General features: G+C 50.7%; 18 protein-coding genes, 1 tRNA gene and 1 pseudogene. 8 read left to right on the forward strand and 12 right to left on the reverse strand.

Going from position 1 to position 17,916, the window contains the following annotated elements:
• Positions 1 to 3 precede the first annotated feature (3 nt).
• From rpsA to INT20_RS02325, 3 genes are all read left to right on the forward strand, one after another.
• Positions 4 to 1,680 carry a 30S ribosomal protein S1 gene (rpsA, locus tag INT20_RS02315; RefSeq protein ID WP_172116551.1) on the forward strand — a complete coding sequence of 559 codons (1,677 nt, stop codon included), beginning with the start codon at positions 4 to 6 and terminating at the stop codon, positions 1,678 to 1,680.
• Between the two features lie 293 nt (positions 1,681 to 1,973).
• Positions 1,974 to 2,351 (forward strand): histone-like nucleoid-structuring protein, MvaT/MvaU family, encoded by a 378-nt coding sequence (locus INT20_RS02320; protein ID WP_172116552.1) that lies wholly within the window; start codon positions 1,974 to 1,976, stop codon positions 2,349 to 2,351.
• Between the two features lie 1,075 nt (positions 2,352 to 3,426).
• On the forward strand, positions 3,427 to 3,765 hold the full coding sequence (locus tag INT20_RS02325) for a hypothetical protein (protein WP_193053495.1): 339 nt from the start codon (positions 3,427 to 3,429) through the stop codon (positions 3,763 to 3,765).
• Between the two features lie 8 nt (positions 3,766 to 3,773).
• On the opposite strand, the gene INT20_RS02330 is transcribed toward INT20_RS02325, so the two are convergent.
• From INT20_RS02330 to pilB, 6 genes are all read right to left on the reverse strand, one after another.
• Positions 3,774 to 4,649, reverse strand: coding sequence for a DNA replication terminus site-binding protein (locus tag INT20_RS02330; protein ID WP_193053496.1), 876 nt, complete (start codon positions 4,647 to 4,649; stop codon positions 3,774 to 3,776).
• Positions 4,650 to 4,682: 33 nt separating this feature from the next.
• Positions 4,683 to 4,916: a DNA gyrase inhibitor YacG gene (yacG, locus tag INT20_RS02335; protein WP_172116555.1), complete on the reverse strand. Its 234-nt coding sequence runs from the start codon at positions 4,914 to 4,916 to the stop codon at positions 4,683 to 4,685.
• Positions 4,917 to 4,947: 31 nt separating this feature from the next.
• Positions 4,948 to 5,538 carry a dephospho-CoA kinase gene (gene coaE, locus INT20_RS02340; protein ID WP_193053497.1) on the reverse strand — a complete coding sequence of 197 codons (591 nt, stop codon included), beginning with the start codon at positions 5,536 to 5,538 and terminating at the stop codon, positions 4,948 to 4,950.
• Between the two features lie 131 nt (positions 5,539 to 5,669).
• Positions 5,670 to 6,530, reverse strand: a complete 861-nt coding sequence (locus tag INT20_RS02345) for a prepilin peptidase (RefSeq protein WP_193053498.1) — start codon at positions 6,528 to 6,530, stop codon at positions 5,670 to 5,672.
• Between the two features lie 17 nt (positions 6,531 to 6,547).
• Entirely contained in the window at positions 6,548 to 7,780 is a 1,233-nt protein-coding gene (locus INT20_RS02350) for a type II secretion system F family protein (RefSeq protein WP_193053499.1), read from the reverse strand.
• A 3-nt stretch (positions 7,781 to 7,783) separates the two neighbouring features.
• Complete coding sequence (gene pilB, locus INT20_RS02355) at positions 7,784 to 9,478, reverse strand: type IV-A pilus assembly ATPase PilB (protein ID WP_193053500.1); 1,695 nt, start codon at positions 9,476 to 9,478, stop codon at positions 7,784 to 7,786.
• Between the two features lie 228 nt (positions 9,479 to 9,706).
• On the opposite strand from pilB, the gene INT20_RS18290 reads away from it, so the two are divergent.
• From INT20_RS18290 to INT20_RS02375, 4 genes are all read left to right on the forward strand, one after another.
• Positions 9,707 to 10,108, forward strand: coding sequence for a pilin (locus INT20_RS18290; RefSeq protein ID WP_287076489.1), 402 nt, complete (start codon positions 9,707 to 9,709; stop codon positions 10,106 to 10,108).
• 125 nt (positions 10,109 to 10,233) lie between these two features.
• Positions 10,234 to 10,686: an anti-virulence regulator CigR family protein gene (locus INT20_RS02365; protein WP_193053501.1), complete on the forward strand. Its 453-nt coding sequence runs from the start codon at positions 10,234 to 10,236 to the stop codon at positions 10,684 to 10,686.
• 94 nt (positions 10,687 to 10,780) lie between these two features.
• Entirely contained in the window at positions 10,781 to 11,590 is an 810-nt protein-coding gene (locus tag INT20_RS02370) for an inositol monophosphatase family protein (protein ID WP_193053502.1), read from the forward strand.
• A 95-nt stretch (positions 11,591 to 11,685) separates the two neighbouring features.
• Positions 11,686 to 11,762 (forward strand) — tRNA-Pro (locus tag INT20_RS02375).
• 867 nt (positions 11,763 to 12,629) lie between these two features.
• On the opposite strand, the gene INT20_RS02380 is transcribed toward INT20_RS02375, so the two are convergent.
• The 6 genes from INT20_RS02380 to INT20_RS02405 form a co-directional block, all read right to left on the reverse strand.
• Entirely contained in the window at positions 12,630 to 13,091 is a 462-nt protein-coding gene (locus tag INT20_RS02380) for a YgaP family membrane protein (RefSeq protein ID WP_193053503.1), read from the reverse strand.
• A 136-nt stretch (positions 13,092 to 13,227) separates the two neighbouring features.
• On the reverse strand, positions 13,228 to 13,641 hold the full coding sequence (locus tag INT20_RS02385) for a DUF6691 family protein (RefSeq protein ID WP_039857564.1): 414 nt from the start codon (positions 13,639 to 13,641) through the stop codon (positions 13,228 to 13,230).
• A complete protein-coding gene (locus INT20_RS02390; RefSeq protein ID WP_039857566.1) occupies positions 13,638 to 14,099 on the reverse strand; it encodes a YeeE/YedE family protein in 462 nt (153 codons plus the stop codon). The genes INT20_RS02385 and INT20_RS02390 overlap by 4 nt, the downstream gene beginning before the upstream one ends.
• A gap of 5 nt (positions 14,100 to 14,104) precedes the next feature.
• Positions 14,105 to 15,871 (reverse strand): SulP family inorganic anion transporter, encoded by a 1,767-nt coding sequence (locus INT20_RS02395; RefSeq protein ID WP_193053504.1) that lies wholly within the window; start codon positions 15,869 to 15,871, stop codon positions 14,105 to 14,107.
• A 7-nt stretch (positions 15,872 to 15,878) separates the two neighbouring features.
• A complete protein-coding gene (locus tag INT20_RS02400; protein WP_193053505.1) occupies positions 15,879 to 16,325 on the reverse strand; it encodes a TIGR01244 family sulfur transferase in 447 nt (148 codons plus the stop codon).
• Between the two features lie 20 nt (positions 16,326 to 16,345).
• Positions 16,346 to 17,260: an MBL fold metallo-hydrolase gene (locus INT20_RS02405; RefSeq protein ID WP_193056385.1), complete on the reverse strand. Its 915-nt coding sequence runs from the start codon at positions 17,258 to 17,260 to the stop codon at positions 16,346 to 16,348.
• Positions 17,261 to 17,427: 167 nt separating this feature from the next.
• On the opposite strand from INT20_RS02405, the pseudogene INT20_RS18025 reads away from it, so the two are divergent.
• Positions 17,428 to 17,646 (forward strand): annotated as a pseudogene (locus INT20_RS18025) (transposase); the annotation flags it as partial.
• Positions 17,647 to 17,916 lie beyond the last annotated feature (270 nt).

A 17,916-nucleotide genomic window follows, 5' to 3' on the forward strand; every position in this document is an offset into this window, starting at 1 on the left:
ACCATGAGCGAAAGCTTTGCTGAACTGTTTGAACAGTCCCTTAACGACATTAACATGGAGCCAGGCGCTATCGTCGCGGCTCAAGTTGTCGACATCGATGGCGACTGGGTTACCGTCAATGCTGGTCTGAAATCTGAAGGCCAGATCCCGGCGGCACAATTCCGCGATGAAAATGGCGAGTTAAACATCGCTATCGGTGACGACGTTCACGTTGCACTAGAAGCCGTAGAAGATGGCTTCGGTGAAACGCGTCTGTCCCGTGAAAAAGCCAAGCGCGCAGAAGCTTGGAAGATTCTGGAAGCCGCCTTCGAGAAAGACGAAATCATCAAAGGCGTGATCAACGGTAAAGTCAAAGGCGGCTTCACTGTCGATGTCGACTCTATCCGTGCCTTCCTGCCGGGTTCTTTGGTCGACGTACGTCCGGTTCGCGATACTGCGCATTTGGAAAATAAAGAGCTGGACTTTAAAGTCATCAAGCTTGATCCGAAGCGTAATAACGTTGTTGTTTCTCGTCGTGCTGTACTTGAAGCTGAAAACAGTGCCGAGCGCGAAGCGCTGCTGGCAACGCTGCAAGAAGGCCAGCAGATCAAAGGTATCGTTAAGAACCTGACAGACTACGGCGCGTTCGTAGATCTGGGTGGTGTTGACGGCCTGCTGCACATTACCGATATGGCGTGGAAGCGTATTAAGCACCCGTCTGAAATCGTTGCTGTTGGCGACGAAATCAACGTTAAAGTGCTTAAGTTTGACCGTGAGCGCAACCGCGTTTCACTGGGTCTGAAGCAATTGGGCGAAGATCCGTGGGTCAACATTAAGCAGCGTTACCCGGAAGGCACCAAAGTACACGCTGTGGTCACTAACCTGACCGATTACGGCTGCTTTGCTGAGCTGGAAGAGGGCGTTGAAGGTCTGGTTCACGTTTCTGAAATGGACTGGACCAACAAAAACATCCATCCGTCTAAAGTTGTCCAAGTGGGCGACGATGTTGACGTCATGGTGTTGGATATCGACGAAGAGCGTCGTCGTATTTCTCTGGGTATCAAGCAGTGTACTGCTAACCCGTGGGAAACGTTCAACGCTGAATACAACAAGGGCGACCGTGTTTCAGGTACCATTAAGTCAATCACTGACTTCGGTATCTTCATCGGCCTTGAAGGTGGTATCGATGGTCTGGTTCACCTGTCCGACATTTCCTGGACAGAAACTGGCGAAGAAGCGGTTCGTAACTTCAAGAAAGGTGATGAAGCCGAAGCCGTTATTCTGTCTATCGATCCTGAGCGTGAGCGCATCTCTTTAGGTATCAAGCAAATGGATTCCGATCCTGTTGCTGAATACCTGTCTGTTAACGATAAGGGCAGCATGGTGACTGGCCGTATTGTTGAAGTAGACGCAAAAGAAGCACACGTTGAGCTGGCAACCGATGTTATTGCCATCCTCAAAGCCTCTGAAATCAGTGCTGACCGTGTTGAAGACGCGCGCAATGTGCTGAATGAAGGCGACAGCGTTGAAGCGCGTATCATCAATGTCGATCGCAAGAGCCGTCAGATTAATCTGTCGATCAAAGCGAAAGAGCAGGACGATACTCGTCAGAACCTGAAGAAACTGCGTGACCAGGAACCCGAAGCTGGTGGCCCGACCACCATCGGTGACCTGATCAAGCAGCAGATGGGCCAAGACTAAGCTATTTAGTCGCTGGTTCTAAGAAGCGTCGCCCTATGGGCGGCGCTTTTTTGCTTATTAACAAGCTGTTTTCTAAGCCAGTTAGTTGTATTAAATTAGATTTACCAACCTGCTTAAAAACTTTTAAATGTACGCTATTCGCTTAAAAAACCTCTTAGTAATTGAATGAAAGTACACTAGACTATTGTCAATTAGTGCTTTTAAAGTAATAATGAGCGCGCATTCTGAACTAATGGATATGATGAGTGTCAATTCAATATCCAGAAGATAAATCTGAAGTATAAGGACTCCCCATGTCACTTCTAAACGAATATATCCAAAAAGAGCAGCAACTTAAGCAGTTGCAAGAAGACTTGCAGCGTCTTGAAGGAGACCAGCGTTTAAAAAGCGAGTTGGAATTCAAGGCTAAGCTTGAAGCGCTAATGAATGAATTTGGTAAGCGTCCTGCAGATGTTATCGCCCTGCTGGATCCGACAAACGATCAACGTGGCACCAAAGCTTCTGGCAGCAATAATGCTAGTCGCCGTAAGCGTCGCCTAAAAACGTATAAAAACCCCAATACGGGCGAAATTATCGAAACCCGTGGTGGTAACCATAAAGGTTTGCGTAGCTGGAAGGATGAATACGGTGACGAAACTGTTGAGTCCTGGCTGGAAAGCATGGAAGATTAATTAGCAACTACCGGCACTTCTCTTAAGAAATGCCGGTTTTGCTTTAACAAGAGGCAGATTTCCGGTGCGCGGCTCACAATGGGCCCGATAGCTATTCAATATTAAAAAAATATCTCCCGTTAGCTTAGCGCCACAAAAGTTAGTGCTGCACTCTTTGCCAGCTTGAAATTATTTAGCGTGTTTGGTAATCGTGTCGCTGATATGGCCGTGTCGTTGCTGTGACATAGCTTGCAGGAAGGATAGCGTCGCCCTATAGCATGTATGGCGCTTGGCGAGCTAGGCTAGACGGTTGGCGAGGCTGTAAGTGCCTTCATGGGCTATTTGATGCAGCATACGGTGAGTGCCATTGCTATTTCCAGGTATACGCCCAATACTGGCTATCCGTTGAGCCCATCGCGTCGCCTTTCTGGCAATACGGTTTTGTATGGATATGCTAAGTAGCCTGTAGCCGTTCCTTGTCTAGCTCAGTGGCATATTCAACTGCTTCTATCAGCTCGGCAGTAGACCGGTCACGCTGCTGCTCTGTGCTGGTAAGAGCAAAGGGTGGAGAGTACTCTGTTGTGGAGAGTATTCTGTTTGTACACTACGCTCTTTTATGGTTTATTAAAAACAGGCTTGACCTGATTTGATATCACTATTGAAAGGCGGGCGCTGTCCGGGAATATCGAGTTGCTGTCTGACATACATGGGTCGCTTGTGCATATAGCTTGCCCCATCGTATCGTGTTGACTATTGTTTGATTTTTTTTGTGTACGATTCTGTGGCTGCTCGTCTTGCCTTTAAAACGCTATTGGATAGCTATGCCTTTAATAGCGTTTCCGGGGATGTGAGTTAGTCGGCATATAGGCTTTGTCGTTTACGTCCTATACGTTTTTAGTGAATGATATGTTGAACCTTTTCTCGTAAGGCTATTGGCATTGGCCGATAACCTGTTGTCATCGCTTGGTGGTAATTCCACTGCACCGAGATGCACGGCAGACTTCCAGGCTGGCTGTGCGGCATTGGGTATCTCTTGTGGAAATACCTGTTGTGGCGGTACTTCGACCATTTCAAGTAAGGTATGAATGAAACATCAATGAAATATCACAAAACTCCAAAACAGTCGGATGAACGTGACAAGCTGCGTAAGTTTCGTGAGTTGGATGATGCATTTGCGCAAGCTTTGCGCCAGTTGGAAGATCCTAAGAGTGACTTCGATATTCCAACCGGGCCACCGGTACGCTCATTGGCAGCGTTAGAAGAAGATGACGCAGTAAAACGCTCACAAGAACGAGAGCGCTTGTTTAGAGAGCGCTTGAAAGCGTTAATGGATGAGTACAACCAATCGGACCAGGAGCTGCACGAACTCATTTCAACGCTGTTGTTTTATGAGCTCTGGCCACAACATCAAGCGCCTGATCTCACTGGTGGTTAGGCCTTTGATCAGGATCGGTAGCGATAAATACGCAAGCTGGGTAAAAACGCTTCGTGCTCAAGCTTTTCATCGCGCCTTCTTGCCCGTGTGCGTTCCGTAGGAGGGTGTAGCGGCGGCAAGTTGATATGGGGCAGGCGTTGGTCAGGAGCGGGCACAAACAGCGGCATGGCAATATTGAGCGCCCGCCGTGAGTGCCCGTCGAGTAAAGGCTCAGTAAAAAAAAGGTTCGCCCGCATCAAAGGCGCCTGCGCTTGTACTTGTGCCAACGCTTCGTCGCTAGGAAGGCCAGCCAGCTTGCGCAGTTGAATACGTATATGCGGCGCTTCGGTATCCAGTTGCATGAGCTTTTTCTCCGCTTCCTGCACGCTGAGACGTTTGATAGAGCGCCCGCTGCTGTACCAGGCAAGCCGTATACGCGAAACCGGCGCTTCAGCAATCGGTATTTGTCGCCAACACTGTTTCAGGTGGAGTTTGGCAAGCCCGGTACGGCGCAATACATTATCTACTTGAGGGTGGCGTTGTGGCAGGCGTTGCTTGATTTCTCCGAATGCTTTTGGAGAGAGCTCTTTTATCCTATGGATTAACTCGCTAATTGCTGTTTTAGCATGGTTAATAGTGCCAACTGCCTCAATAAGGGGAGTGCCAGCGGCAATCACTCCTATGTAATTACGCGTTTCACGACCGTCTTGGCCTTCCTGGTGCCACATATCCAGCAGTGCGTTTCGCAGCCAGTTTAATTCGACGGACGGCTGATGCATGACCCACGCCGCCGGGCGCTGCCTTTCGTAAAGCACCAGCGCCGCTTCAATAGCGCAAACCAGATTATCAAATCGATGATCAAGCTCATGCAATAAGTGATAAGCGGTTACATCGGGCTCTTGCATGACCAATATTTACCTCACCGTGAAAACCATTCGTTAAGAAAGAGGCGCATCTTTATCCGCTTGTGCCAGAAGGGTATCCAAGTCAGCCTCATCCATGGCTGGCTCGCCTGCGATACGGTGAGACTCTTCAGCCCATGCGCCAAAATCAATTAATTGACAGCGCTTGCTGCAAAAAGGACGGTAGGTGCTCTCTGGTGCCCAAGCCACTTTTTGGCCGCAGTGGGGGCAGTTAACTTCCATGGGAGTATCATTAGCAGGGTGAGTCATAATAATCCTGAAATATATAGATAAAATTGAATTAACGAGTGCGATAAATACTGTCCAGACGCTCAACCTGACGCATCATAAAGTCATAATCTCCGCTGTTATCTATCACATCGTCGGCGTTAGCCAAGCGCTCTTCACGAGACATTTGCGCTGCAAGAATGGCACGTACCTGTTTAGGGCTTACGTCATCACGAGCGAGTGTTCTGGAAAGCTGAACATCGGTGGGCACGTCAACCACAATTGTTCGGGTGACCAGCATGTTTTGTCCTGACTCAAAAAGTAACGGTGAAACGAGAAGTACATAGGGTGAATCGTGGGATAGAGAGGTTAAATGCGCAACTAACCGCTCTCTGATAACCGGATGAGTAAGCGACTCTAGCCATTCACGCTTGGGTGGATCTTCAAAGATAATTGAACGCAAAGCGGCTCTATCAAGCGTTCCATCTTGCTTGACAATATCTGAACCAAAATAATCAATAATAGCGCTTAAGGCAGGCTCACCTGGTGCCACAATTTCGCGGGCAACGGTATCTGCATCTACCCAGCTGGCCCCTAGCGATTCAAACGCGCGCGCTACGGTTGATTTACCCGAACCAATGCCCCCGGTTAAGCCAATAATCATAGCTACCCTTTATTGCGTTCTTTAAAACGCTATTTTACGTGTTTTTACGTAGAAAGTCGGTACCTATAGCGCATTACGCCCATGTAGGCGCCGCTTTGGGCATGAGATGCAATATACCTTCTTGGTTTGTATTAAACCCCAGGGAAAAAGGACAAATAAAGGGCGATAAGGTCATGTCCTGCCAGGAGGCATGCCCAGCCTGCTAGCGCGAGAAAAGGCCCAAAAGGAAGCGGTGCGCCACGTAAGTGTGGAAAGCGTGTCTGTGCCACAACGCCTACAACAGCACCTATTCCGGCTGAGAGCAGTAAGAGCAGGGGCAGGAAGCTCCAGCCCAACCAAGCGCCAAGAGCGGCTAGAAGCTTAAAATCACCATACCCCATGCCCTCTTTTCCAGTGGTTAGTTTAAATAGCCAGTAAAAACTCCAAAGGATCAGGTAACCCACCATCGCACCAACGACGGCATTGGTTAATAAGTAGGGCTGAAATAAGAGTTGATAGACAAGGCCAGCCCACAGCAAGGGAAGGGTGAGAACATCCGGTAACAAGTAGGTGCGAAGATCGATCACGGCCAGTACGAGAAGGGTTACGCAGGCTGCATAAATAAACAGGCTGGAGAGGTTTATGCCCTGCAGCAGTGCAACTGTTAGGGCCAGTACACCGCTGCTTAATTCTACAAGGGGATACTGCAAGCTAATGCGGGTGTGGCAGTTTGCACAGCGGCCGCGTCGTTTAACCCAGCCGATTAAGGGAATATTATCGTGCCAGGCGATGGAGCTCTCGCAGCGTGGGCATTGTGAGCGAGGTGTCGCAATATTAAAGCGAGGTGCTTGTTCCATAGGCAGCTCAAGAGCCGCACGAGCCGCACGAGCCTCAAGCCGCCAGTGACGCATTAGCATGACAGGAAGACGAGTGATAACAACGTTTGCAAAGCTACCCAAGCAGAGGCCCAGCAAACAAACCACCAGGCCGGTGCTCAGCGTAAGAGAACTCATAATGCTCCTCAGAATACCTAGATGACGGTACCCAGATTAAAAATAGGTAAATACATAGAAACGACGATTCCCCCCACCAAAATGCCCAGCACAATGATAATGAGGGGCTCCATTAAAGACGTCAGCGCATCCACCTGGTTATCGACGTCTTCTTCGTAGTAACTGGCTACACGGTGGAGCATGGTATCAAGGGCACCGGCTTCTTCACCAATGCTTACCATCTGGATCGCTAAAGCAGGGAAACGGTTGGTCATTCGCATTGAAAAATGCAGCTGCTGACCTGTTGCTACCTCCTTTTGTGTCTGGAGTGCCGCTTGTTCATATACCTTATTGCCCGTTGAGCCAGCCGCAGTTGCAAGCCCTTCTACCAGAGGAATGCCGGATGCATACGTCGTGGCCAAGGTACGGGAAAATCGTGCAACAGCCGCTTTATCAATGATGTTGCCGATAACAGGAATACGTAGCAAAAGGCGATGAAGCAGGTAGACAAGCGCTGGAGAGCGGCGCGTCAGCCATCGCAGCAATAGAATCACTGTTGTGGCTGTTCCCAGTAAAGGTAGCCATAGTTGTTGGGCCAGCATCGATAAGTCGACGGTTAGCTGTGTCACCGCCGGTAGCTCAGCGTCAAAGCTTTGAAACATGCTTTCAAACTGAGGTACCACTTTAATAAGTAATAGCAGTGTAATCGCGATGCCGGTCAGCAAAACGGTCGTCGGATACCACAACGCCTTTTTGACACGCCCCTTTAGGGACTCTAGTTTTTCCTTATAAACCGCGTTTTGCTCTAACATTTTGTCAAGTGTGCCGGACTGTTCGCCTGCATCAACCAGATTAATAAACAAACGATCAAAATATTGAGGGTGGTATCGTAAGGCGTCAGAAAAGCTTGTCCCTGATGCTACGTCATTGGTTAGCTGATGAATAAGCGCCACCATCGACGGTTTTTTCAGACTTTCAGCCACTACCTGAAAAGCCTGTAATAGGGGGATGCCCGCTTGAATCATCGTTGCCAGCTGGCGTGAAAAAATCATGATATCGCGAGGTTTTATACGTCCTTGGCTACTCAGGTCGCTTTTTTTAGCGACACGCCGCACGTCAATATTTTGTTTGCGTAGCTCGGCGGTAACGGCGACCTTGCTATGGCCGATAATTTCACCATGTAGTAAACGTGTTTGGCCCACCGTCCCTGTCCATTTCCAGCGATACAAGCGGGGTGACTTGGCTTTACGTTTAACGGCATATCGAGTCAAGCGTTACTCCTTAATGACACGATTAATTTCCTCCAGGCTGGTAATGCCTTGGATAACATAATAAAAGCCGCTTTGGCGAAGGCTGGCATGTCCTTCCTTTCTGATCTGCTCGTTAATCTCAAGTGCGGACGCGTTGTGCATAATGAGCTGCCGAATCGTTTCGGAAACGGGAACCACTTCATAGATGCCCACCCGGCCTTTATATCCATGTGTGCATTTTTTGCATCCTTCAGCACGATAAAAGGTTGCTTGTTGAAGGATATCTTCATTGGTAACTTCGCTGGAGATGGCGTCCATGGGGATGTTCGTAGGCTGTTTGCAATGACTGCATAATTTTCGAGCTAAGCGTTGCGCAATAATCAGACTCACCGAGCTTGCAATATTAAATGCCGATACTCCCATGTTGCATAAGCGCGTAAGGGTATCTGCCGCAGAATTGGTATGCACGGTTGAAAGTACAAGATGACCTGTTTGTGCTGCTTTTATTGCAATCTCCGCAGTTTCAAGATCGCGTATTTCACCTACCATCACTACGTCAGGATCCTGACGGAGAAAGGCGCGCAGTGCATTGGCAAAATCCAGTCCAATGTGGGGTAGCACGTTCACTTGATTAATACCTGCTACCTTGATTTCAACAGGATCTTCTGCCGTGCAGATATTCCGCTCTACTTGATTGAGTAGTGCGATGCCCGTATAGAGTGAGACCGTTTTACCACTGCCAGTAGGGCCTGTGACTAAAATCATTCCCTGGGGCTGTTTGAGTGCTTTTTCATAGAGCCCCCTCTGGGTATCTGAAAAGCCCAATTGGTCAATGCCAAGCTGAAGAGAGGTAGGATCAAGCAGACGTAATACGACCTTCTCGCCGTAAACGGTCGGCAATGAATTGATACGCAAATCTAACGTTTGATGGCGTTTTGCCGAGAATTTAATGGCTCCATCTTGTGGAAGGCGACGCTCCGAGATATCAAGGCGAGCCATGATCTTCAAGCGTGCTGCTATCTGATTTCGCATTGTCAGTGGTGGCTGAGCAACTTCAATAAGCACGCCGTCAATCCTGAATCGAATACGGTAGCGTTGCTCATAGGGCTCGAAGTGAATGTCTGAAGCACCCCGATCAATAGCGTCCAGCAGTACTTTATTAACGAATTCAACGACAGGCCCGTCTTCTATGCTTTGGGCCATGTCCTCAAGCTGAAAATCGTCATCTTCAGAGGCCAATTTATAATCAGGCAGATGCTTGATGGAACCTAAAGAGGCATATTTATGATGGGTGAGGTAGCTATTTAATACGGTCTCAAGCTGATCGAACGGGGCCAAAATTCCTTCAATGCTAACGACATCTAGAGAGAATGTTAGCTCATCAAGTTGAGACAGGACTGATGGGCAGAAAATGGCGACCGTGAGATGACGCCCCCGTTGAGCCAGAGGCAGGACTTTTAAGGATGTTAAAAGATGGACAGGAAAGCTGGTAGCTGTGGGCAGCGCTTCTAGCTGAAGAGTCTCTAAATCAATCACTGGAAAGCCATATTCCCAGGCAGCTGCAGAAGCGGCGGCGCTAGCGTCCACGAGTCTTTGTTCAGCTACATAGCGTAATAATGATACTCCCAAGGCGAGTGACGCTGTTTCTGCTTTTTCGGCCTGGTCGATGCTTAGCAGCTCGCTGTTAATTAAACGCTTGGCTAATCCTTCAAATTCCATCAATAATCTCGAAAAAGATGATCTCTTAAGCTTTTGATATTAGAGTATTAATTGTTGCTCATGAAAGATTGCTAACAAACAATAATTCGCCTGCTCTCATAAATTAAAACGCTATTTTTCGGCTAATAAATTGATTAATTATGATTAGTATTGTATCTGTGATACTGCTGTAAGACTAGTTAGTAATTTCAATAAAAATGTGCGTGATGTCGATAAACAGGGGGCAGCTTGGATAAGCATAGCGGCAAGATCAAAGGGGACGAAGATGGCTTTACTCTGATAGAGCTCATGATCGTCATTGCTATCGTGGGCGTTTTGATGGCAGTGGCAGTGCCCCAGTATGGGAATTACCTTGATAAAGCGTCTTTAACCGCCTGCGAGGGGGAGCTGGCTTCCTATCGGAGTATGGCATTGGTAAATTATTCGCTGTCCGAAACAGCTCAAGCAGACTCAGCTATTTCTGATGATTTCAGCTTTCAAGCCTGTGATAGCGGCACTGATAGCCGTAAACAAGAGCTGCTTGACGCGTTTACGAGCAGTAACACAAGTGGGGATGGAATCGAAATTCAGTCAGCACGCGGGGGCATTATTAATATTGAAGCAGGAAAAATCGTGGTCAAAGGCTCTTAGTATCCGATAGGGAGTGGATGTTAAAAGACCCCGTATGATCTTTATATTTCCATACTCTGTGCGTATTTCCTCACTACACTACAAGCTAACCGTGTTAGCCAATATGTTTAGTGAGAGGTTTTCAAATGAAGCGAACGAGTCTAGCCGTGTTGGTAAGTTGTCTGGGAGGATTGATAGTTGCCAGCAACACGTTTGCACAGCCGCCTGCCCACGCGCCAGCCCATGGCGCACGCGATAATGGGCAAGAGCAGCGGTATCAGCAAGGAAGCTCACGTTCGATGCGTGAAAGCCACAATAAGCAATATGTGGATTTGCCACGCGTCAATGAGCGCGAGCTACTGCGCTTGCTACGCCAGTTTAATGCACCCGCTGCTGAATCACTGCCCCCCGGCATTCAACGACAAATTCAGCGTGGCAAACCGCTACCACCCGGTATAGCAAAGCGCTTTGACGGCTCATTGGCCGGTCATTTGCCGCGCTATCCTGGCTACGAATGGGAACGAGTAGGCGCTGATGTAGTGCTGATTGAGGCGGCCACGCGTGTAGTCGTCGACATTCTGGTGGGTGCACTGCGTTAATTTTCCTGCTTTTATTGCATCATCGTGACTTAAAAAGTCATATTGTGTGACTATGCTCAAACTCCTCGCAATGCGTAGAAGGAAAAGCAGAGCAATGCATACATTGAAAGAGCGTCTGGATGTAGCCGTTTCTATTGCCCATGAGGCAGGAGAGCTCATTCGTCAGGCACGCGCAGACCAGTCATTTTCACAACGGCTTAAAGCGGGTGATGAGTTAGTCACGGATGTTGACGTGGCCGTCGATCAGTTAATAAGAGAACGATTAAACACTTCCTTCCCTGATGAAGGGCTCCTCAGTGAAGAACTATCCCCCGCGCATGCGTTAAATGCCGATGTTTCTAAACTTTGGGTGGTAGACCCCATTGATGGCACCGTCAATTTTGCGCAAGGGTTACGGCATGTTGCGGTGTCCATTGGGTGGATGGAAGAGGGGATAGCCAAGGTGGGTGTGGTCTATGCGCCTTTCCTGGATGAAACCTTCAGTGCGGCAGAAGGACAGGGCGCTTATTGCAATCAGCAACCGATCCAGGCCAGTAAGGTGATGAGGCTAGCTGAAACCCTGGTAGGTACAGGCTTTCCTTATCAAAAAGAGGCCCGCCAAAAACTACTAGCACGCTTGAATGGAGTACTGGCGCATTGTCGAGATGTACGACGCAATGGAGCAGCAGCGTTGGACTTATGTGATGTGGCCTGCGGACGCTTGGGTGCTTATTATGAAAGCGTTTCGCCTTGGGACTTTGTTGCTGGCTGGGTTGTTGCCCGTGAAGCTGGGGCAAGCGTAGGGCACTTGGGTATCGTTCCAGAAGGCGTGCCTGCGGACCTGTATCCTAATGAACTGCTGGTGACTGCGCCCGGTGTGTATGAAGCGATGCATCGCCTGTTGCTGGATGCAGACCATGCCTAATGCCAAATACTTGAAAAGAAAGCGCAAAAATAACTTTTCATTTGGCGCATAAAGCGATAGTATACGCACCGTCTTGAGGGAAATGCACAAGACATCGGAGTGTGGCGCAGCTTGGTAGCGCGTTGCAATGGGGTTGCAAAGGTCGCAGGTTCGAATCCTGTCACTCCGACCAAAAAAGACATATAAAACGGTCACTTAGCTAATTGCTACAGTGGCCGTTTTTGTTTTGTTAGATGTCAGGTAGCAAATAGGTAGCACTCGTCGGAAACAAGAAGGCGCAGCTGGCAACAATGATTCGCCTTTCTCACCACACCGTATCTCTCACCAGTACCAAAAAACCACTCCATATAAAAATAAGGGAACTTCGGTTCAGATGGTTCTGCTATGCGTTACCTCCATCCATCTTGATGGATTAAAGGTAGTCACCTGAAATTCAGGCAACGCAGTTAGGCAATTTTTTTGAGATAAATAAAATATGACGCTATCCATTTGGTGTTTTGTTGATATTTTAACCTGTGAAGAGGCTTAGCTTATTTATAACGGGGCTGATCCAGAGGATTTCGAAATGCGACGGCTATTTATCGACGTGGGCGGCGGTTAATTTGCGTTAGCCGATGATCTTCTCAAACTTGGCTATCAGAATTTTAGTGTTCTAGGTATTTCAAACGAAGCAATCCAAGCAACCAAGCAACGTTTCGAGACAGTCTCAAACACTGTGGAATAATTGTTCGTGGATATTACCACTCATACAACTCTGCCCAAACAGCGCTACGTTGTTTGGCATGATTGCACAGTATTCCACTTTCTAGTTGTGCTAGGAACAGCTGTTTTAGCACGTAAACATAAACCTTGAGCAGGGTAAGTACATTACTCAGCGGACTGAAAGTCGCTGGGGGGAGGTGTAGCGCGCAGAAATAAACTCCGCTCTCTTAACAAAGGAGAGCAGAGAGTTGATTTGGCATGTACATTTCGGCCCTGCCCACTGAGGGTAGGACTTGCTTGGCCTGATGAGCATTCGCTTAGATAAGCGAATGCGTTCTTAACGTTCTACTCTGTCCAGCACTTCGTATATACGATCACGTGGGCTGGCTGGCGGAGTACTTTCTAGGTGGGAAAAGTCTCCACGTAATGCTTTAAGCGCATAGCGTTCTTGATCGATTTCTTTTGAAGTGCGTACACCACGTTTTCGAAAGATAATGATGGGTGGGCACCACCCCTGCAATGCGTGTTGCAGAAGAAAACCGGTAACCGCCGCAGGCAACAGGAGCCAACGCTTATCGACCAAGCCCCCAAGAGCCACACCAGCCAGGCTCAGGGCTGACGCGTTCGCTTCCAGAGTGCGTTCAATGTCCCACTCATTGTCGAGCTCTTGTAGACGGCGTTCAATTTCATGGCGATGTTGGGCAAAGTACGCGATGTTGTCTTCGGTGCGCCGCCGGATATGCTGATTGATGCTGTCGGCAGTGTTCTGCTCAACGCGTGAAGTCGTTGAAGGGAGCATGTGACCTCCTTTTCCTAATTTAATTTGTCCAACGTCATCCTTTCTTCAGACACTAGTTATCTTTCGTTAACCTAAAACTACACTTCGAAACCTGTACTTCAATCGTAGCAAACAATGGTTTAAGCTCAAGCGCTGGTCAGCGGCTGCCTGAGAACCGCTTTGCTAACCACCACCCGCCAATCATTGCCACAAGCATCGCGACGAGAGGCGTGCTCAGTCCGACGACCGAGGCGATGGCAGGACCTGGACAGTAGCCCGAAAGCCCCCAGCCAATGCCAAAGAGCGCCGCCCCACCGAGCAAGCGGCTATCGAGTTCACGCTTGGTTGGTAGGTGGAATTTATCACCAAAAAAAGGGCTGCTCCGACGCAATACCAACCGGTAGCCGATGAAGGTAGTGATGACGGCCCCGCCCAGTACGAAGGCCAAGGTAGGGTCCCATTCGCCGGCGATATCCAGAAAGCCGAGAACACGCGCCGGATCGGTCATGCCTGAAATGGCGAGGCCGAGTCCGAACAAGAGCCCTGCGGCGTAAGCCATTAAGGTTCTCATGCCCCACCTCCTATCACATGTCGGGTGATATAGACGGTTGCCATGGCACTCAGCAAAAACGTGACGGTAGCCGCCATCGAACGCGGCGATAGACGTGACAGGCCACATACCCCATGACCACTGGTACAGCCGCTGCCGAGCCCTGTCCCGACACCCACCAACAGCCCCGCAATCAACATCAGCATCACGCCACCGGCGGGATCACCAATAACCTCATTGGGCTGTCCCACCACGTTTCCCAGACCGCCTCCCACCAGAACGAGCACAACAGGCCCGGTGACCAGGCCAACCAGGAACGCGGCCCGCCAAGCACTGTCGCCCTTTGGACGCGTCGTCACCAGCGTGCCGGCGATGCCGCTGATACCGGTGATACGTCCTAGCGTGGCCATCAACCAGGTAGCGGAAATGCCGATGAGTATACCGCCGGCCAGTCCTTGCAGATTTGAAGTCCAATCCACTTCGTTTACTCCTTAGTTTGCTGAACCCGTTGGGTGTTGGTTGCCTGAGCCAACGACGTTTTCTCTTGATGCAGGCTGCGCCAAGCATCGTAGGTACTGAGGAAGACCTCGCCGCCGAGCGCTTTCATGAAATCGGAGCCACGAAGCTTGTCCATAACCGGCCCCTTGACCTCGGCCAGATGCAGCGCCACGTCGGCATCCTTCAACCGAGCGTTGATCTCCTCTAGGCTTTCCAAGGCCGAGGCGTCGATGGTATTAACTGCCTGACACGCCAGCACGATATGCTGCAATTCGAAGTCACGGGAAATCAAGGCCATCACGGTATCCTCAAGGTAACGGGCGTTGGCGAAATAAAGGCTTTCGTCGATGCGGAGTAGGACCAGACGCTTATCGGTCTCAACGTCGTGGCGCAGGACATTTCGGAAATGCTCGCTGCCCGGAACTCGGCCAACCACGGCGCTATGGGGACGGCTGGTACGGTAGAGATGCAAGGCGAGCGACAGCCCTACGCCAGCCAGGATGCCGCTTTCCACCCCATGGCCCAGGGTGGCGATGATGGTTACCAACATGGCTACGCCATCACTACGGGAATAGGCCCAGTTTTTTTGCACCGCGCCGAGATCCACCAATGACAGGACGGCGACGATAATGGTTGCGGCGAGCGTGACGATGGGGAGATAGGCGATCAACGGTGTCAGCAGCAACGCGGCCAGTGTGATGCCTATGGCCGTGAACGCACCTGCCGCCGGAGTCTGAGCGCCGGCATCGAAATTGACCACCGAACGGGCAAAGCCACCCGTCACCGGCATGCCGCCAAAGAAGGAAGCCGCGATATTCGAAGTGCCAAGACCGATCAGTTCCTGGTTTGGCTCGATGCGTTGCCGACGCTTGGCGGCCAAGGTCTGACCTACCGATACTGACTCCACGAAACCGACCACGCTTATCAGCAAGGCAGCTACTAACAGTTCACGCCATAGCCCAAGGTCCACACCTGGTAAGGTAAGCGGAGGTAGGCTGGCCGGTACTTCGCCCACGACGGCTACGCCGTGCTGGTCGAGCTGCCAGGCCCAGCTCGCTAGGGTGGTCAGCGCCACGGCAAGAATCGGTGCTGCCTTGGACAGCATATCCGCTGAGCGTGACGGCAGGCCTAGCGACAGGAGCCCTGGCTTTAACCAACGCCGGGCAGCATAAAGAAAGACCAGCACACCTAAACCGATGGCAAGAGTAATGCCATGGAGGCTTCCTACGTTTCCCCACAGGTCGCCCAGCAATTCGATCATGTTGTGACCCGAGGCTTCCACCCCCAGCAAGTGTCGGGCCTGACCGGTCGCGATGAGCAGCCCCGAGGCGGTGATGAATCCGGAGGTCACGGGATGACTGAGGAAATTGGCTAAGAAGCCCAGTCGCGCCACCCCCATGAGGATGAGAAGCAAACCAGACATCAGTGCCAGTAACAGTGCAGCACCCAGGTATTCCGGCGACCCTTGCGGGGCGATACGACCGATGGCCACCGCTGTCATCAGTGAGACTACTGCCACTGGCCCTACGGCAAGGGTGCGGCTGGTCCCGAAAATCGCATAAACGAACAGCGGGGCGATGCTTGAATAAAGCCCCACCTCGGGGGGAAGGCCCGCCAGCATGGCGTATGCCAGCGACTGCGGGATCAGCATGACGGTCACGATTACCGCTGCCAACAGGTCACTGGCCAACGTATCGCGTCCATAGCCGGGCAGCCACTGGAGGATGGGCAGATAATGCTTCAGGCTGGCCATAGCACGCTCACGACCCAGAATCACCCTTTGCCTGATGGGCTTGTTGTTCAAGCCTGTCGCGCAAGGGCTCCAAGTCATAGCCAGCCGCTTTGGCTGAGGCGATCAGCTCGGATACCGGACGCTGCGGGGCGAGTGATAATGCCCACAGATGGGCCACGCGTTTTCCCGTTCGGCAGAAGCCGAGCACGGGGGCCTTTGCAGAATGCAGCACATCTGAATAGGCATCGATGTCCGCCTTTGCGTATTCCCCAGGCTTTACGGGAACTTCATGCCAGGCCATGCCCAGTGATTTGGCCTTAGCCTTGAGGGCATCGGGATCCGGCTGGTCATCACTTTCCCCGCGCGGGCGATTGGAGATAATGGTGCGGAACCCTTGTTCGGCAAGCTGTTCAAGTTCGTCGAGGCGAGGTTGTGCTGCCACGTAAAGGCGATCATCGAGTGGTTTGATATCCATAGGTTACCTCCTTGGTCGCTTTAGGAACGCGCCTCATCATCCCAGGCGGCCCCCGGTAGAGCATCGAGGGGAATCTTCAGGTAACGACGACCATTATCCTCTGGCTCTGGCAGGTCGCCGCCCCGGATATTGACTTGCAAAGCGTGCAGGATCAGTTTCAGCATGGGCAGCTTGGCGTCACGTTCGTTACGCAAAGCGATGAAGCTTTCCGCTGTCGGGCTGTCTTGGAGATGAATATTGGTTTCGCGCTGGACACTCACCGTGCTTTCCCACTCTGGCTCGCGATCGCCGGGCATGTAGTCGTGACCGGTAAAGAGCCGAGTGTCGTCCGGCAGTGCCAGGATGGCCTGAATGGAATCCCAGAGTTTGTGAGCATTGCCCCCAGGGAAATCGGCACGGGCCGTACCGCCATCCGGCTGAAACAGCGTGTCGTGCACGAACGCCGCATCGCCGATGACGTAGGTGATCGACGCCTTGGTATGGCCGGGCGAGAACATAATCCGGCCTTCTATCTCGCCCACGTGGAAAGTATCGCCCTCTACAAAAAGGTGGTCCCACTGGCCGCCGTCATCCGGAAAGTCGGGCCAGTTGTATATATCCTTCCATAGCGCTTGCACTTGCGTAACGTAAGCTCCTATAGCCGTTGGTGCCCCTGTCTTTTCCTTAAGATACTGTGCTGCCGAAAAATGGTCGGCGTGTGGATGCGTATCGAGTATCCAGTCAACGATGAGCCCCTCCCGTGCGACGTAATCTAGTAACTCATCAGCATGGTGGGTTGCAGTGGTCCCTGACTTCTCATCAAAGTCCAAGACAGGGTCAAGGATGGCACAGCGCCGTGTCGCAGGGTCACTGATAATATATTGAACGCTTGAGGTTCTTTGATCGTAAAAGCCGGCCACGTCCGGCCTGCCTGGTGAGTGTCGGAAATTACGCATATTCTTCCTCATTCTCCATTTTAGTTACAAGCCTAGACCATATTGGAATAACAAGAAAACAATGAAACATGTTTATACAAACATCAAGTAAAAGTGACATCTCCCCCTCTGATTGGGTTGCGCTACACTTTAGATTTCGATCCTACTAGCAAGGAGAACGGACATGCATGCGCGTTAGCACACAACAGTTCATAGGTCTCTTGGGTGAAGCAGATGCGGGGCTGCCTATTGATGAGCCATACCGTCGGCATGGTTTCTCGGAAGCAAGTTATTACTTATGGTGCAGCGAATTGGGTGGAATGAGCTAGCCAGGTTCCAAGCGACTCAACGAACTCGAAGTCGCGGAGACAAGATTAAAGAAGCTTTTCGCTGAATCGCTACTGGAGAGGGTGGGTCACTTGCGAGGCGTTGAGAAAAGTGGGAGTACGCCGAGACGTGATGCGTTTTTATGATGTCGCGTGGACTGAGTGATCGTCGACCGCTCCGCGTCTCTCTCGTGCCGCCAATCAGGTCAAATCAATGGATTGTGTATTTGACCTTACCGCTGAAGGACGAATGATAAAGAACCTAATCGCAGTTGATTACGGTACTCATTAAGCAGTGTCCATCGTGCCCGAGTGAGCTATTGCTGAGCTGGCTACTGCGACGCCTCTAAG

Origin of the sequence: Halomonas citrativorans (assembly GCF_014898005.1) — a bacterium.
Taxonomy (GTDB): domain Bacteria; phylum Pseudomonadota; class Gammaproteobacteria; order Pseudomonadales; family Halomonadaceae; genus Vreelandella; species Vreelandella citrativorans.

Coding starts and splice junctions, on each gene's coding strand:
- pilB (WP_193053500.1), bottom strand. CDS start 9,478: ATGGAATTTGAAGGATTAGCCAAGCGTTTAATTAACAGCGAGCTGCTA.
- yacG (WP_172116555.1), bottom strand. CDS start 4,916: ATGACTCACCCTGCTAATGATACTCCCATGGAAGTTAACTGCCCCCAC.
- INT20_RS02365 (WP_193053501.1), top strand. CDS start 10,234: ATGAAGCGAACGAGTCTAGCCGTGTTGGTAAGTTGTCTGGGAGGATTG.
- INT20_RS02395 (WP_193053504.1), bottom strand. CDS start 15,871: ATGGCCAGCCTGAAGCATTATCTGCCCATCCTCCAGTGGCTGCCCGGC.
- INT20_RS02385 (WP_039857564.1), bottom strand. CDS start 13,641: ATGAGAACCTTAATGGCTTACGCCGCAGGGCTCTTGTTCGGACTCGGC.
- coaE (WP_193053497.1), bottom strand. CDS start 5,538: ATGATTATTGGCTTAACCGGGGGCATTGGTTCGGGTAAATCAACCGTA.
- INT20_RS02345 (WP_193053498.1), bottom strand. CDS start 6,530: ATGAGTTCTCTTACGCTGAGCACCGGCCTGGTGGTTTGTTTGCTGGGC.
- INT20_RS02330 (WP_193053496.1), bottom strand. CDS start 4,649: ATGCAAGAGCCCGATGTAACCGCTTATCACTTATTGCATGAGCTTGAT.
- INT20_RS02400 (WP_193053505.1), bottom strand. CDS start 16,325: ATGGATATCAAACCACTCGATGATCGCCTTTACGTGGCAGCACAACCT.
- INT20_RS02325 (WP_193053495.1), top strand. CDS start 3,427: ATGAAATATCACAAAACTCCAAAACAGTCGGATGAACGTGACAAGCTG.
- INT20_RS02405 (WP_193056385.1), bottom strand. CDS start 17,260: ATGCGTAATTTCCGACACTCACCAGGCAGGCCGGACGTGGCCGGCTTT.
- INT20_RS02370 (WP_193053502.1), top strand. CDS start 10,781: ATGCATACATTGAAAGAGCGTCTGGATGTAGCCGTTTCTATTGCCCAT.
- INT20_RS02380 (WP_193053503.1), bottom strand. CDS start 13,091: ATGCTCCCTTCAACGACTTCACGCGTTGAGCAGAACACTGCCGACAGC.
- rpsA (WP_172116551.1), top strand. CDS start 4: ATGAGCGAAAGCTTTGCTGAACTGTTTGAACAGTCCCTTAACGACATT.
- INT20_RS02320 (WP_172116552.1), top strand. CDS start 1,974: ATGTCACTTCTAAACGAATATATCCAAAAAGAGCAGCAACTTAAGCAG.